This is a genomic window from Rhodococcus sp. 06-1474-1B, from assembly GCF_002258885.1.
Lineage (GTDB): Bacteria > Actinomycetota > Actinomycetes > Mycobacteriales > Mycobacteriaceae > Rhodococcoides > Rhodococcoides fascians.
In genome coordinates this window covers 100166-115816 of the sequence record NZ_NOYR01000027.1, presented here as the reverse complement: position 1 = coordinate 115816, position 15651 = coordinate 100166, and the positions used below count along the sequence as shown (strand labels likewise).

The 15651-nt window shown below is 63.9% G+C and carries 14 protein-coding genes; 5 read left to right on the top strand and 9 right to left on the bottom strand.

Annotated features, from left to right (window positions below):
* The first annotated feature begins 17 nt into the window (after positions 1–17).
* The gene (locus CH266_RS15745) at positions 18–632 is read left to right on the top strand and encodes a TetR/AcrR family transcriptional regulator (protein ID WP_217901003.1); all 615 of its coding nucleotides are present in this window, start codon (positions 18–20) and stop codon (positions 630–632) included.
* Between the two features lie 15 nt (positions 633–647).
* Here the strand turns inward: CH266_RS15745 and CH266_RS15740 are convergent, their stop codons facing one another.
* From CH266_RS15740 to CH266_RS15705, 8 genes are all read right to left on the bottom strand, one after another.
* Positions 648–1373: a YoaK family protein gene (locus CH266_RS15740; protein WP_045842079.1), complete on the bottom strand. Its 726-nt coding sequence runs from the start codon at positions 1371–1373 to the stop codon at positions 648–650.
* A 50-nt stretch (positions 1374–1423) separates the two neighbouring features.
* On the bottom strand, positions 1424–2176 hold the full coding sequence (locus CH266_RS15735; RefSeq protein WP_094715681.1) for a TauD/TfdA dioxygenase family protein: 753 nt from the start codon (positions 2174–2176) through the stop codon (positions 1424–1426).
* Positions 2173–3198 carry a D-alanine--D-alanine ligase family protein gene (locus CH266_RS15730; RefSeq protein WP_094715680.1) on the bottom strand — a complete coding sequence of 342 codons (1026 nt, stop codon included), beginning with the start codon at positions 3196–3198 and terminating at the stop codon, positions 2173–2175. Before CH266_RS15730 ends, CH266_RS15735 begins: the two co-directional genes overlap by 4 nt.
* Complete coding sequence (locus CH266_RS15725) at positions 3198–4484, bottom strand: ATP-grasp enzyme (protein ID WP_094715679.1); 1287 nt, start codon at positions 4482–4484, stop codon at positions 3198–3200. Before CH266_RS15725 ends, CH266_RS15730 begins: the two co-directional genes overlap by 1 nt.
* Positions 4481–5275, bottom strand: a complete 795-nt coding sequence (locus tag CH266_RS15720) for an O-methyltransferase (protein ID WP_032386753.1) — start codon at positions 5273–5275, stop codon at positions 4481–4483. The genes CH266_RS15725 and CH266_RS15720 overlap by 4 nt, the downstream gene beginning before the upstream one ends.
* A gap of 11 nt (positions 5276–5286) precedes the next feature.
* Positions 5287–6498 carry a sedoheptulose 7-phosphate cyclase gene (locus tag CH266_RS15715; RefSeq protein ID WP_027495749.1) on the bottom strand — a complete coding sequence of 404 codons (1212 nt, stop codon included), beginning with the start codon at positions 6496–6498 and terminating at the stop codon, positions 5287–5289.
* A gap of 57 nt (positions 6499–6555) precedes the next feature.
* Complete coding sequence (locus tag CH266_RS15710) at positions 6556–7221, bottom strand: HAD-IA family hydrolase (protein ID WP_094662161.1); 666 nt, start codon at positions 7219–7221, stop codon at positions 6556–6558.
* A gap of 115 nt (positions 7222–7336) precedes the next feature.
* Complete coding sequence (locus CH266_RS15705; RefSeq protein ID WP_051365041.1) at positions 7337–8893, bottom strand: adenylate/guanylate cyclase domain-containing protein; 1557 nt, start codon at positions 8891–8893, stop codon at positions 7337–7339.
* Between the two features lie 154 nt (positions 8894–9047).
* Between CH266_RS15705 and CH266_RS15700 the strand changes: the two genes are divergently transcribed.
* The 4 genes from CH266_RS15700 to CH266_RS15685 all read left to right on the top strand — a co-directional run bounded on the left by CH266_RS15700 (position 9048) and on the right by CH266_RS15685 (position 14182).
* Entirely contained in the window at positions 9048–9953 is a 906-nt protein-coding gene (locus tag CH266_RS15700; RefSeq protein WP_027495752.1) for an AurF N-oxygenase family protein, read from the top strand.
* A 38-nt stretch (positions 9954–9991) separates the two neighbouring features.
* Positions 9992–11518: an FAD-dependent oxidoreductase gene (locus CH266_RS15695; protein ID WP_094715678.1), complete on the top strand. Its 1527-nt coding sequence runs from the start codon at positions 9992–9994 to the stop codon at positions 11516–11518.
* Positions 11519–11617: 99 nt separating this feature from the next.
* On the top strand, positions 11618–12715 hold the full coding sequence (locus CH266_RS15690) for a ferredoxin reductase (RefSeq protein ID WP_032369127.1): 1098 nt from the start codon (positions 11618–11620) through the stop codon (positions 12713–12715).
* 24 nt (positions 12716–12739) lie between these two features.
* Positions 12740–14182 (top strand): fatty acid desaturase family protein, encoded by a 1443-nt coding sequence (locus CH266_RS15685; RefSeq protein WP_027495754.1) that lies wholly within the window; start codon positions 12740–12742, stop codon positions 14180–14182.
* A gap of 84 nt (positions 14183–14266) precedes the next feature.
* Here CH266_RS15685 and CH266_RS15680 read toward each other — a convergent pair whose 3' ends face one another.
* Positions 14267–15619, bottom strand: coding sequence for an MFS transporter (locus CH266_RS15680; RefSeq protein WP_027495755.1), 1353 nt, complete (start codon positions 15617–15619; stop codon positions 14267–14269).
* Positions 15620–15651 lie beyond the last annotated feature (32 nt).

Below are 15651 nucleotides of genomic sequence, written 5' to 3'. Positions count from 1 at the left end.
GCACTAGACTCCGTGGTATGAGTCCTGCCCGTCCCAAGGACGACGAGTCGAGAGTGCGTCGGCGCGACGAAATCGCCGCGGCAGCAATCGAAGTGTTGGCAACGCAAGGTTTTCGCGGCTTGACGCACCGGGCGGTCGACGCTGCAGCAGGATTGAGCCCCGGGTCGGTCAACTACCACGCGCCCACTCGCGGACGACTGTTGCACCTGGCGCTCGAGCTGTTGTTCGCCCGCGACTACGACACTGCCGGCGCGACCTTCGGTGGTCTGGTCGACGTCAAACCACTCACCGTGGACATGGTCGTGAACCGCATCATCGACTTCATCGAGGCGATGACCACCGGAGAAGCAACGAAAAGAGTGATCGCGCGCAGCATCCTGCTCGGTGAAGCGCAACATGATCGGGAAATCCGCGATCTGTTCGACTCCCAGCGGGCCGCGTTCGTCGCGTACACCCAGTGGATAGTCGCGTCGTTGGAATCCGAAGACCCCCAGGGGGATGCGGAGATGCTCGTCGTCATGATCGAGGGTCTTGTGGGGAGGCAGGTGCTGATCGGATCGCGGCTGCCACGTCCCGTCGTCGACCGAATGCTGCGCACGATCGTCGGCGCATCCCCGATGGTCACCGATTAGCCGATCAGCCACCGATCAGCCGAGCAACGAGTTCCGTTCGGTGTGGGTGAACGTGAAGATCGTTGCACCGAAGCTGATGAGCGCAGTGAGCAGTAGCACCTGCGGCCCGGTGATCACGACGCCGATGAACGCACCGACAGCACCTCCCGCCGCGAAGGAGCCCAGAAGCGTTGCGTAGCAGAGCCAGTCGTAGTGTGTTCCGCCGCCGAAGAGGTGACGCTCGATTCCCTGGCCGAGCTTGACCACCGTTCCGGTGACGTAACTGAGCGGGATGTACGTCTCCTCCTTCTTCGTGAACGCGGTGTTCAACGCGCCCAGCGCGAAGGCGACGAGGAGGATCGGGTAGAAGTTCACATTTGCCGACGACCACCCAGAGACGGCGATGTCGATAAGACCCGCCGCTCCCAGCGCAACGGTGGTCAACACCGTCGCTCCATGGGGGTGGTTGGACCAGTAGCGGCGCCGACAGATCGACGAGACGATCACGCCGCCGAGAAACGCGGCCATGAGGGCCAATGCGGCCCAGGGTGACGCCCCAGGCGCCACCTCCTTGCCCTCCGGATGGCCGAAGTGTCCGACGACGGCTCGTTCGGTGTTGCCGGTCATGAAGGTCACGAAGTAGCCGGCGGAATGCAGGAACGCGACCGCACCCACCATGCCTGCCAGTCCGGACAGGATCCAGGACAGACGAGCTTCGGCGCCGACGGCTGTTTCGCGGCTGATCGCCAAGGGGGAAGTCATGACTCGATTCTCCGGGCGTGAGCCGCGGCGGCAAATCTTTGAGTCATCGATCACACAGAGGCAGTCGGGTGGGTGCTCGCCACCATCCCGCGGTGCATCACCCGGTTGCCGACCACCCCGCTGTGATCGGCGCGGTGCATCACACACCTGTTGTCCCACATCACCATGTCGTCGGGGGACCAGTTGTGCCGCAGCAGGTTGTCCTCCCTCGTCGAATGCTCCACGAGGTAGCGAACGGTGTCTCGTGCTTCGTCTTCGGTCAGTCCGCTGATCGCGACACAGCGAGCGGGCGCGGACAGCGACAGCGCGGTGCGTCCCGATATCGGGTGAACGGCGAAGAGGGGATGGTCGGCGGAAGAATCGGAATCCGACGCCACGCCGGTCACTCGGTGCGTCACCGTGCGCCCGGCCAAATGCTCCTTCACTTCCGCTGGAAGCGTCTCGTATGCGGCGTATTGGTCGCTGAACAACGTACTGCCTCCGGCCGCGGGAACTTCGACCGCGCGTAACGCGGTGTAGGCGGGTGGATTCGGAATGTAGGTGGTGTCGACGTGGAACGTGGACTTCGGCGGCGTGGAGCGGCCGACGTTGCTGATGACGTTCAGATCCGGACAGTCGGGAACAGGCGTCTCGCCTTCGGTGAACATCAACTCTCCGAACCGGCGCAGGAACGCCAGGAAGCGATGATCGTCGACGGGCTGGTTCGGCAGAATCAACACCCCGTGTTCGGCGAGGAGCTCTCGAAGTTGCTCTACCGAAACCGATTCCAAGTTCAGATCGGCCATCTCGATTCCCAACGTCATGACGACGACTCCTTCACCGGCAGTTCTTCGAGCGCGAATGCGAACAAATCTTCGACGGTGATGCCCGCGGCCGCGGCCATCACCGCCAACACGCTGGACGGCGAATAGGAGCAGTAGAGACTGGCTTCGAGAAACCACGGCTCCCCGTCCGGGTCGATGCGAAAGTCGAACAGGCCGTAGTGCCGACATCCCAGTGCGATGTGACTCGATCGTGCTGCTGCCCAGACTTTTTCGGTGATCGGATCCGAGACGTCGACCGTCCAGGCTCTGGTCTGCTCTTTCGCAACCAGGTAGAGATCGCCGTCGGATGTGCGATTCAACTTGTCCGCACTACTGCGGACGGAGTCGACGGCGTACTCCTCGAGGGGCAAGCACACGAGTTCGCCGTCTCGGACGATGATCCCGCACCGAACTTCACGACCCAGTGGAACGTACGTCTCCACCAGTGCAGCAGGCGAATACGTCAGAGCCTCTCGAATCGCGGGTGCCAGCCCGTCGGACCCGTGGACCAGCGAGACACCCATCGAGTTGTCCGAATCCACGGGCTTGACCACGACCGGCAGGGCGAGGTCCATCACGTCGTCGGCGGATCGGACGACCACGCCGTCGGGAACACGGACGCCGGCCGCCGCGACGACGGCGCGGGCGCGGGCCTTGTTCGCCGTCAACGCCATCAGGTCCGGACCGTTGCCGGGGTAGGGCACGCCCAGTAGATCGAACAGGCTGCGGTACGTCGTCATACCCGGCATGCAGAACATCTGCGGAACCATGACGTCGAAGTCTCGCACCGCAATGTGCTTCACCGCCTGTGCCAACGGCATCTGCTGCGCCGCAGCAATACTCGAATCCTCGAGATCGGTGGGGAAACTCCAGAGGCCGCCGGGAGAGACGAACGCGATCTCGAAACCGTACGCGGGGTCGTTACCGAGGGCGCCCAGGAAGCCTCCGGCGTAGACCCGAGAGAGATCACTGTGAAAGCGGTCCACCGAGGACCCGACGAGCACCACGACCGACAACGTCATCAGTCGCCTCCGTTTTCCACGAGTTTGCCGATGTTGAAATCGATTCGGGACCAGCCACGCCGCTCGCGGAGGTTCCGGATCAGCAACGACGGAATCTGAAGATGATGTACCAACAGATACGGCAGGGGATCCCAACCGGTGAGGATGGCGTCCTTGCCTCGAAAGATGGTGCGGAGCCGCGATACTCGATCACCCTCGGTGATCAGACGCCACAGCTCGTGGTAGATCCAGTACGTCGGCCGGGCCGTCGCACGCGGCACGATCTCGGCATGCCCGTCGTCGAGGTACGCGGCAGCCAGGTCGGGGTGGTCGTAGAACATCGTGATGGCCGAGTGGGTGCGCGGGTTGCATTCGATGGCGTAGACCCGGCCGTCGGCGGCGGACTCGATGAAGTCGAACGACAGCTGCCCGGTGGTGTCGAGCGAGGAGACGAATGTCTCTACCCAGCGCAGGATTTCGGGCTTGTCCACCATCTCGTAGTTCACCTGGAAGGCGGACGACACGCAGCAGCCGTACACCTGCAGGCGACCCTCGCGCGCCGTGCCGTGCGTGCAGTACTCCTGTCCGGCGATGAATTCCTGCAGGATCCACGGGTCGTTCTCGGTGATGTGCAGGCTCCGGGCGAACGAGGAGTTGCGTTCCGGCGTGTGCGCCGTCAACCGCGTCAGATCCATCCGGCCGACCGGGTTGTACGAGATCCGTTTGAGGATGTACTCACGGCCCGGCGCGAAGTCGAATTCGTCGATCTGGGCGGGGTCGGTGATGCGCCTGAAGTCGGGAACACGGAGTCCCAATGACGCTGCGTGCTCGGAGAATCGGGACTTGTCGTCGACCATCCGTACGGTATCCGCGTCGCCGTGGATCACCTCGCAGTGCGCATCGAGGAGTGCACGCGCGTCGGCGTCGTGAATACTCGCAGCCGGGCTTGCCACGGGCACGAAGACGTCGACGCCCTCGCGGCGCACGATGTCCAGCAGAGCCCGCGCATATCCCGAATCACCCGGGTCGGGAATGCAATGGAAGCGGTCGACAGCGCGGGAGAAACGATGTCCGGTCCAGCGGTACTTCGCCGATTCCACGAGGATCACCCGATGGCCGGCGAGATGGAAGGACCGTGCGAGTTGCAAGGCTTTGGTCATCTTGCCGCCACTGATCAGAATCGTTCTGGGCGAATCGGTTCGATGGGCAACGGGCCGGATACCGCGCAGCGCGGCCACCCCCACCGCCGCGAGGTCGACGGGGAGGGTGACCGTGAGGCCGATCAGCGCCGCAACGGTGCGGATCATGTGCGCCGGATCAGTGTCACACCGTCGCGCAACGGAATCAGAACTTGCTCCACGCGAGGGTCGTTCGCGACATAGTCGTTGAACTCGGCGATGGCCCGGCCGTTCTCGTTCGGCTGCGGAGCGTAGGGCTGACCCTGCAACAGGGTGTTGTCGACGGCGATCACGGCACCGTCCGAGAGCAGATCGCTCTCGAGCAGGTACTCCACGTACCCGCGGTATCCGCTCTTGTCGGCGTCGACGAACACCAGGTCGAACTTCCCGTCGAGCCCGTGAAGAGTGTCGAGCGCAGGCCCTACCTGCACCGAGATGGCAGATCCTGCAGTCGATTCCGCGAAGCAGGACTGCGCGAACTCGGCCACGTACGGATCCACCTCGCAGGCGACGACCTCGCCGCCCGCGGGCAGCGCCTCGGCCATCGCCAACGCCGAGTAACCGGTGAACATACCGATCTCGAGCACCCGAGTCGCCCGCGTCATGTGCACGAGAAACGCCAGGAAGCGTCCCTCCACATGGCCGGAGAGCATTTCCATCTCCAGGGGCCCGGAACCGGAGACCACGTCGCGTGATCCCCAATCCGCAGAGCGGGTCCGCGACGCCAACGTGGCCAGTGCCGCAGATTCGGAGGTGGTGCAGGTGTCGAGATACGGGTCGAGTCCCGCGGCGAGATCGCGGGCCCGATGAACACGGGTGGTCAGCTCGTCGGTCACCCCGGCGTCGGCGTCGAGTAGCGCGGCTATCTCGCTGAGCTCGCGCGCCAGGATCGTCGTCGGGGTGACCGGACGCGGCGTCATGGCTGCATCGGTCACGGCGTGGGTGCGGTGAACATGTCGAGACCCTCGCCCGCCCGTGGGAAGTCCAGACAGATCTTCTTGTGCAACGACAGGACGTCGGCCAGTTCGCGAGGTTCCAGGTCGTTGAGGAAGCGGCAGGTGCCGATCGGGTCGGGCACCGCGGCGCGCAGAATCCCGTCCCGAGTCTTGAGGATGGATGCTGTTGCCTCGGTCAGCAACTCGGGTGTCAGGTACGGGCTGTCCAATGCCAATCCGATGCTGCTCATGACTCCGAGCACGCGGTCTCTATCGGCCGTCGACAGGTGGCCGCGTTGTTCGGCGACCGTCGTCGACAGGGCCATGTCGATGTTGATCGCGTGGCCGTGGAAGAACGGCGCGGGCGGCGTCAGCTCGAGCGTGGGACTCCACGTGTGCCCGAATGCAATGACTCGGTCGAGGTCGATCTCGTGCAGGTTGGGTGCCTCGAGCTCGAGCATCGTCGCGATTGCCGAGTACGTCAAACGGTCTGCGACCGAACGCAACTCAGGAGTTCCGTCGAGGTGGCCGAACCGGGTGCGTAGCAGTTCCGGGCCGTACTGCTCGAGCAACTCGAAGATCTCGAGGTTGCCGACCACGGAGATCTTGATGAGCTCCGCCATCCCGTTGCGGACCTGATCCTCGGGCAGTGTGCCGAGGAAGGAGAAGTCCAACAGCACCTTCTGCGAGGCGTGGTAGGCCCCCAAACGATTCTTGTGCTTGCCGTAGTTGACGGCCACCTTGATCGAGACGCTCGCATCGATCAGGCCGATCAACGTGGTGGGAATGCGGATGTAGGGAGTGTTTCGGCGGTAACTCGCGCACGCGAAACCGGCTACGTCCGTGGTCAATCCACCACCCACCACGAGGACCGGCTCGGTTCGCACGAGACCGAACGCGTCGAACTCGCCGACGATGCGCTCGAACGTCTCGAGTGATTTCGCGGTCTCCGCAATGTGCACCGGCACCACTGTCAGGGCGATGCCGTGGTGATCGAAGTATGCACTGATCCGGTCGCCGTAGATGGCGTGCACCGATTCGTCGACAACCATCAGGGCGCGCCCGTACGGACGGTAGCTGTCGGCCAATTCGGTGTTCTCGATCGCGAACACTCCGTCGACGTAGATCAAGTCGTATTCGATCCGCTCGTATCCCTCGACACGAAACGATCTGTCGCCGGCGACCACCTGGGCCTGAAGATTACTCACTTGTTGCTCCTGAGATGGATGAAGGATCGGGCAAAATGCTCACTCCGCAGGCTCCGCTCAGGCTGAAATCAGGGCGCGGACGCGCTCGGGATCGAGTGCATCGACGGTGTCGGTGGCCGAGCCGAAATCGGTACCGGCAGTGTTCTCGTTCGGGAACGCGACACAGGTGACGCCCGCTGCCGCTGCCGCCTTGACTCCGCCGGCGTTGTCCTCGATGGCCACACTGTCGGACGCGTTCTCGCCCAACGTCTTCAAGGCGAATTCGTACGACGCGGGGTCGGGCTTGCCTGCGTCGACCGAGGAGGCGTCGACGATGATGTCGAACGAATCGGCAGTGAGCTCGGGAGACAGGGCAGCGAGCAGTGCGTCGATGTTCTCTCGCGAGGTCGTGGTCACGAAGCCGACCTTCAACCCGTTCGCTTTCGCGGAGTCGATCGTGTCGGCCACGCCCGGTCGCGTCTTGACGTCGGATTCGCCGATCAATCGCTGGAAGATCTCGGACTTGGTGGCGTGCACTGCGGCCGCGTCCACCTCGGTTCCGGTGCTCGACGCGTATTCGCTGATGCGGTCGGCACCGCCGTTCGATCCGAGCATGGACCGGTAGTCGTCCTGCGACCAGTTCCAGTTCAGATCGTGGGCGGCGAAGGCCTCGTTGAACGAGCGTCGCTGTAGCTCGGAGGTGTCGACGAGAGTGCTGATGGAGCCGAACAGAATTGCGGGCATGGGTGCCTTTCGGAGCGAGAGACGTTGTACCAGCAAATGTCTCGCGCCAGCGCGATGGGTGGGTTGGTTCGGGGGGTATGCCCCATCGGCACCGAAAGGGAAACCTTCGAATTTTCTACCGCGTGCTCGCCTGTTCGCCGCGCAGTATCGGAGCCGCCAGAACCGTCGGTGCGGATCGCCCGCGAAGGGTCACGGACCGACCCGATTCCCACAGTTGCCGCTCGTCCGAGGTTGCGTGTTCGAGCACCGTCGACGATGTGAGCACGTCGGTGTCGGGGTCGTCTTTTGCGAGATCGGTGAGCCGCGCAGCCTGATTCACCGTGTCGCCGATGACGGTGTACTCGAAACGGGACTCGGCCCCGATGTTGCCGGCGATCACCGGCCCGTACGTGACGCCGATACCGATCTCGAATCCGCCGTCGGCTCGAAGCGCGGCGGCGAGCGTGCGTGCAGTGCGTAGTGCCGCGGTGGCCGGGTCGGGATGATCGACCGGAGCGCCGAAGATCAGCAGGGCGGCATCGCCCTCGAACTTGTTGACGAAGCCGCCGTTGCGCTCGCCGTGTTCGACGACCACTGCGAAGAATCGATTGAGCAGGTCCACTACCGTCGCGGCGGATTCGCGCTCGGCCAGTGCGGTGGAGCCGACCAGGTCGATGAACAGGACGGCGACGGTTCGGTTTTCACCGCCGAGACGGGGCGCGCTGGCCAACGCGCGCTGGGCGACGTCGTGGCCCACGTGCCGGCCGAACAGCGAGCGGAGTCGCTCCCGCTCGTCGAGACCGACGACCATCTTGTTGAACCCGTTCTGCAGTCTTCCGATCTCGGACGCGTCGTAGACGTCGACGCGGGTATCGGTGGCACCGGCCTCCACTCGCTGCATGGCAGAGCTCACCTGCTGCAGCGGATCGGACACCGAGCGGCCGACGAGGAACATGCCGCCGAAGCCGACGACGAGGGCGATGGCAGACAGCGAGACCATCGCGGGGGACAGGTCGACGTCCGGGGGTATGACGGTATCGATCAGTCGGCCGAGTCCGATCAGCCCCAGCCCCAGGATGGGAATGGCCGTGCTCAGTACCCAGATCAGGACGACGCGCAGTTTCACGCCGAGTGCCGCGGCGTCGGTGACCTCGCTGACCTCCATCACGGCCGCGGTGATCGGCCGCAGGGTGCGTTCGGCCACCAGGTAGCCCAGTGAGCACGTCGCCAGTCCGCCGAAACTGACGGCGATGGCCACGATGATCGACAGTGCAGCCCCGGCCGAGGCGTTGACGCCGACGAACACCGCAACACCGAGCGCCCACAACAGAACGTGCACGCCGAGTTGCCGGAGGGGTAGCCGGATCACGGCGATCGTGGTCTCGTCCGACGGCGTGCCGCCGGTGTGCAGCCACTCGACGAGCGGTCTCGCGACGCGAAGTCCGAGCGCGATCCCGATGCCGATCGCGACCGGTAGGTAGACGAAGAACGCCAGGTAATTGCGGTCAGGAGCGCAGCCTGCGGAGTGACCTCCAGAGCAGAACAGGATCTCCTCCGATCCGACCGGCAGCGGCAGGATGAACCGCGCCAACACGAAGACGATGACCGCCCCGATGGCGTTGGCCGACACCATTCCCGCCGCGTAGAGGCGCATCGGGGTGCGGGCGAGGGCGGACCTCAGTGCTGCGATCACTGGCGCTTCTTCGTTCTCTGCACGCTCGAACTCTAGGTGCCCCGACGAAAATAATTTGGGCGATTCTGCCCGAGTGACTATCTGTGTCGACAAGTACCTGGTAATCTCCGTAACAGCTAACCACTCCTGTTCGACGATGAAAGGAACGACGGCGATGACCAGCACACTCTCCAGGAACGATGTCCTCGAGCCCGAGGATGTTTCCGCACGTTTGCTCGATTCCGCCGCCCAGCTGTCGTACGACCCGGCCGAAGAGGTCGACTGGGAGGCCGATCTCGATCCGTCCCTCTACGGTCTCAATCCGGAGTGGAGCACGCTCTACGGCACGAAGTTGTGGGACGAGATGAGCGAAGAACAGCGCATCACGCTCACTCGCCACGAGGTCTGCTCGATCATGAGCACCGGCATCTGGTTCGAGATGATCCTGCAGCAGATGGTGTTGCGCGATCAGTACTGCAAGGACTCGTCCAACTCGGATTTCCAGTTCGCGCTCACCGAGATCGCCGACGAGTGCCGTCACTCGATCATGTTCGCTCGGGCCTGCCAGAAGATGGGCATCAAGGCGTACCTGCCGCGCCGGTCGAGCATCGAACTCGGCCGCGGATTCAAGGCCCTGGCCTCCGCCGAGGTCGCCTACGGCGGCATCCTCGTCGCCGAAGAAGTTCTCGACGTCATGCAGCGCGACTGGATGCGCGGCGAGAACGTACTGCCCCTCGTGCGCACCACCAGCAAGATCCACGTCGTCGAGGAATCGCGACACATGACCTTCGCGCGCGCGCAGATGCGTGAAGACATCGAAGGCAAGAGTCCGGCTCGCCGCAAGGCCAGTGCGCTCGTCGTCGCGATCGCCGCTCGACTGATCGTGTCCAACATGGTCAACAAGGAGGTCTACGCAGCAGCGGGCCTCGACGTCGACCGTGCGGTGAAGGAAGCGAAGAACAACGCCCACCACCACACGATGATGCGCACCTCGAGCGAGCATCTGATGGCATTTCTTCTCGACTGCGGTTTGATCACCAAGCCGGCGGAGATGATCTACCGTCGTCTGCACATGCTCTGACCACTCTTTTCGAGGCCGTGAAGGACATCCGATAACCCATGCCGTTCGCGATCACGCAGAACTGTTGCAACGACGCATCCTGTCTGTCGGTGTGCCCGGTCAACTGCATTCATCCGACCCCCGACGAGCCGGATTTCGGTAAGACCGAGCTGCTCTACATCGATCCACGATCGTGCATCGACTGCGGTGCGTGTGCGGATGCGTGCCCGGTCGACGCGATCACCCGGGTGTCCCGGTTGACTCCGGACCAGCAGATCTATGCCGAGATCAACGCGGATTACTACCGCGACAAGCCGGCGGTTGCGGAGTGGGGTGAGCCGCGCTTTCCGGTGGCGACGGTCAACGAGCTGCCTCCGGTCAGCATCGCCATCGTGGGCACCGGTCCGGCGGCCTGCTACACCGCGCAAGCCCTGCTGCGCGTGCCGGGAACCACGATCACGTTCTACGACCGGCTGCCGACCGCAGGCGGTTTGGCGCGCTACGGCGTGGCACCGGACCACCTCGGCACTCGACGCATCAGCGAGCACTTTCGTGGAATCTTCGCGCACCCACGCGTGACGATGAAGCTCGGCATCGAGGTGGGCAAGGACGTCGATCACGTCGAGTTGGCTCGAAAGTTCGACTCCGTTGTCTATGCCGTCGGTGCCGACAAGGACCGAGCGCTCGAGATTCCCGGTGTCGATCTCGACAATTCGGTCAGCGCGCGCACCCTGGTCGGCTGGTACACCGGGCATCCCGACGTCCCCGCCGACGCCATCGATCTCACGGGCGTCGACCGCGTCACCATCATCGGCAACGGCAACGTCGCCCTCGACGCCGCGCGCATTCTCACGGCCGATCCCGATTCTCTGAACGGAACCGAGATCGCCCCACACGCGTTGGCAGAGCTCCGTCGCAATCGCGTGCGAGAGGTGGTCGTCCTGGCTCGACGAGGACCGGAGTTCGCGGCATTCACACGATCGGAGTGCAAGGCGCTCGTCGATCGCGCCGGAGTCGACGTCGTCGTGGCGGGACCGGACGGAATTTTCGACGCGATCGACCGGCTGCCGTTGTCCGCTCCCGCATCGGCGCTGGCCGGCGCGGCCCGGGTCGATCTCGGATCCGGCGCGCACGGGCGTCGCATCGTGTTCGCCTTCGGGCGGGCACCTTCTGCTGTGCATGGGCAGGGCTCGGTGGAGTCCATCGAGGTGGGAGTGGGTGAACACGCGGTCGCGCCAGGAGTGGAGCCTGCGGAACGACCCATTGTGATGTCGACGGAGCTGGTGCTGCTCGCGATCGGTTATCGCGGAACACCGTCGCCGGGCGTCCCGTTCGACGACATCACCGGCACCATCCGTAACGAGGGCGGCCGCGTCACCGCGGCCGACGGCACTCCGGTGCCCGGGTGTTACGTGGTGGGGTGGGCCAAGCGCGGGGCGACCGGTGGCATCGGCGACAACAAGATCGATGCCGAGGAAACAGCCGAGGCGTTGTTGGCGGATGTACCCACTCGAGGTACCCGGCCGCTGGGCTGGTATGGCAAGGTCAGTGCCGCCTTGGGAGACCGAGTGTCGCGAGCACGCTGACCGGTCGGTATTTCCCGGTTCTGTTCGTGTTGTGTAGCAGTCTCATTCGAGTCTGAGCAATTCCGGCGCGCGGCAGGCCGCCCGGGGTTACCGTTGAGTATGGCTGAACGGGGGGCCAAGCCCCAGGTTTCTTTTGTGAGACGGACGATGCTGCGCGCAGTCCGGTCGTTGTTCAATCCGCTCCGGCCCGACGACTATCTGTCGATGATCAATCCGCTGTGGACCACTCGTGAGCTCCGCGGCAAGGTCGAACGTGTGGTTGCCGAGGGATCCGAGGCCGTGTCGGTGTACATCCGTCCCGGTTTCGAGTGGCAGGGTCACACGCCGGGCCAGTACGTACGGCTCGGGGTGTTGATCGACGGCCGCTATCACTGGCGGGCGTACTCGTTGACGTCCGATCCGGACCCGGAGGACGGGTTGGTCAGCGTCAGTCCCAAGCTCGTGCCGTCCGGCACGGTGTCGCCGTATCTGGTGGGTACCATCAGAACCGGCGATATCGTCCGGCTCAGCGAGGTCGAGGGTGAGTTCACGATTCCGAGTCCGGTTCCGGACAAGATGGTGTTCATCAGCGCCGGTAGTGGCATCACTCCGATCATCAGCATGTTGCGATCCCTGGATCATCACGACCAGGTCCGCGACGTGGTCGTGGTGCACTCGGTGCACAACCGTGAACAGTTGATGTTCGCGGATACGCTCGAGCAACTGGAAGCCAAGCACGACGGGCTGACGGTGAAGCTACGCATCACCAGTGACGAAGGTCGAATGAAGGCGTCGGAACTGGACGAACTGGTCCCGGATTGGCGTGAGCGAGAAGCATTCTGCTCTGGTCCGGGCGAGCATCTCGACGATCTGCGCTCGTACTGGAAAGACCAGGGCGAGTCGGAACGCTTCCATTACGAGAGTTTCCAGCCCGTCATCGGCGGTGGAGACGATGCTGGTGAGGGCGGAACCGTGCGCTTCGTCAACAGCGAGAAGGACGTCGAGTGCGACGGCGGCACAACGATTCTCGCCGCGGGCGAGGAAGCCGGCCTGGATCTGACGTACGGCTGCCGAATCGGCATCTGCCATACGTGCGTAGGTACCCTGAGGAAGGGGCGTTTACGTGACCTACGTAACGGGGATATCTCCGAACCTACGGGGCAAGCGGTTCGGATCTGTGTCAACACCGCTGAGGGCGACATCGAAATCGAACTCTGATCTTCCATTCGAACAGGGGAATGTATGTCTATCGACGAAACCACCAGGCGCGTCACCGACACCGATGAGCCGGTGAACCCGCTGGCGCACCTGAGTGACGAGACGATCGCCGAACTCGCCAAGGAGTTCGACGCCATTCACGACGAGGTGTACTCCAGCCTCGGTGACAAGGACCGCAAGTACATCACCTCGGTGATCGCAGCCCAGCGTCAGCTGCTGGTTGCCGGCCGCGTGCTGTTGCTCGGCTCCACCAGCAAGCCGGCGTGGCTGGCCGGCACCGCATGCCTCGGCATTGCGAAGATCCTCGAGAACATGGAGATCGGCCACAACGTCATGCACGGCCAGTGGGACTGGATGAACGATCCGGAAATCCACTCCTCGGTGTGGGACTGGGACACCGCGTCCACCGCCAACTCGTGGAAGCACTCCCACAACTACGTGCACCACACGTATACGAACATTCGCGGCAAGGACAAGGATCTCGGCTACGAGATCATGCGTATCGATCCACGTCAGAAGTGGAGCCCCGTCTATCTGGCCCAGCCGTTCTACAACGTGCTGCTGATGGCGTTCTTCGAGTGGGGCGTCGCCCTGCACGATCTCGACATCGAGGCTATCCGTCGCGGAGAGAAGCCCGTCAAGGAGCTCGTCGAGGACCTCAAGGGCATCGGCGTCAAGGCACGGAAGCAGTTCGTCAAGGACTACGTGGGCTGGCCGCTGATCAGTGCCGGGGCATTCGCGCTGGCGCAGCTCGCCTCGGGTGGTCGTCTACCCGAGAGCAAGAGGTCTCGCCTCGCGTCCAAGCTGCGGGGATCCGCGCGTTTCGGCAAGAACCGCCGGACGGCCGCCCTGTTGGACAGTCGGGTCAGTGGTGTCGAGAGCACGTTCCTCTCGACGGTGGCCGCCAACTTCACCGCCAACATCATTCGCAATGTCTGGTCGAACGCGATCATCTTCTGCGGTCACTTCCCGGACCAGGCATACACGTTCAGCCAGGAAGAGGTCGAGAACGAGACCCGCGGCGGATGGTACGTTCGCCAGCTCGTCGGCGCCGCCAACATCGACGGCGGACCGCTGTTCCACCTGATGAGCGGCAACCTGAGCTACCAGGTGGAACACCACCTGTACCCGGACATGCCCAGCACTCGGTACTCGGACGTCGCGCCGAAGATCAAGGACATCTGCGAGCGCTACGAATTGCCCTACAACACCGGGCCGTTCTTTCAGCAGTGGGGCATGGTCCAGCGGACCATCGCGCGATTGGCCTTCCCGGGTGGCAAGGTTCGGCCGAAGCCGGGCCCCTACCGTCCCGAGGAGAGCTGGCGTCGCAAGTTCGCCGAGGGTGCCACCAAGGACAGTGAGGCCGCCAAGACTCGCGGTCGCGTACCGGCCGAGCACCCCGCGGCGGGACCGGAGCACAACTCCGGTGGCGTCGACGTTCAGCCGCCGCCCCGTGGCGACGACTGAGTCTCGTTCCAGGACAGCTGGTAAGAACCGCGGCCACCCGACTTCCGGGTGGCCGCGGTTCTTTTGTGTGTCGGTTGTGGGCCCCTACGCCATGTCGACATCCTTGGTCTCGATCAGTCTCTTGGTGCAGACCAGACTCAGCACCGACAGCAGAGCCAGCATCACGCCGATCGAGATACTGCCGAACGCGGCCGTGAGCGGTGCGGCAAGCATCGGCGGAATCGCGCCACCGAGAACGCCGGCGAGGTTGTAGCCCAAACCTGCTCCGGTGTAACGGAATCGGGTCTGGAAGAGCTCCGGAAGCAGAGCTCCGGTCGGGCCGTACGCAACACCGAAGATCGCGAGCGTCACGCACATGCCGATCACGAACGCGACCGGTGAGCCCGAGTCCAGCAATGGGAACAGTGCTATCGACCACGGCACCGCGACGATGCACGCCGCCATGATGACCCGGCGTCGGCCGACGCGATCGGAATAGGTTGCCGAGGTGGCGATGGCGATACCGAAGATCACCGCAGCGCCTATCCCGGTGACCAACACGAACGGGCGGTCGAACCCGAGGGTTTTGGTGCCGTAGCTCGTCAGGTATGCGGTCCCCATGTAGAAGAAGGCGAAGAGGGATGCCAATGCGCCTGCCGCAGTGATGATTTCGCGCTTCTGGATGCGCCAAGCGTCGAAGATCGGCAGTTTGGTCGGTGCCGAGTTCGCCGGAGCGTGCTCCTCGGCGAGCTTGTTGGCTCGAAAGACCGGGGTCTCTTCGATGGCCAATCGCATGTAGAGGCCGATGAGGACCAGAACAGCGCTGAGCAGGAACGGAATTCGCCACCCGTAGTTGAGGAAGGTCTCGTTCGTATCGCCGAACAGCAGGCCGGTGGCGAGGAAGGTCGCACTGGAGAAGATGAACGCGGCCGAGGGTCCCAGCTGTGGGAACATCGCATAGAACCCACGCTTGCCGGCCGGTGCGTACTCGGCCGTGAGCAGCGTGGCACCCGCCCACTCTCCGCCGACGGCAAATCCCTGCCCGAATCTGAGCAGTACCAGAATGATCGGGGCTGCGACTCCGATGGTCGCTGCGCCGGGCAGTAGACCGATCGCGAAGGTGGACACCCCCATCAACAGCAGGGTCGAGATCAGGGTCTTCTTACGGCCGATGCGGTCGCCGAAGTGGCCGAACAGCACCGCACCGACGGGCCTGGCGATGAACGCGACGGCGAACGTCGCGAACGACGCCACGGTGCCCGCGGTCGATCCGAGCGCCGGGAAGAAAATCGTGGGGAAGACGAGCGCGGCGGCAGTGCCGTAGATGAAGAAGTCGTAGAACTCGATCGTGGTGCCGATACCACTGGCAACCGCAACTCGGCGGACGCTCGTCTTCGTCTGCACCGCCGGTGGGGTCGGAGTGGCGACGCCCGGATCCTCGGGCGAGACAGCGGTCATGGTTCCTCCGTTTTTGTCGGGTATCGGGTATA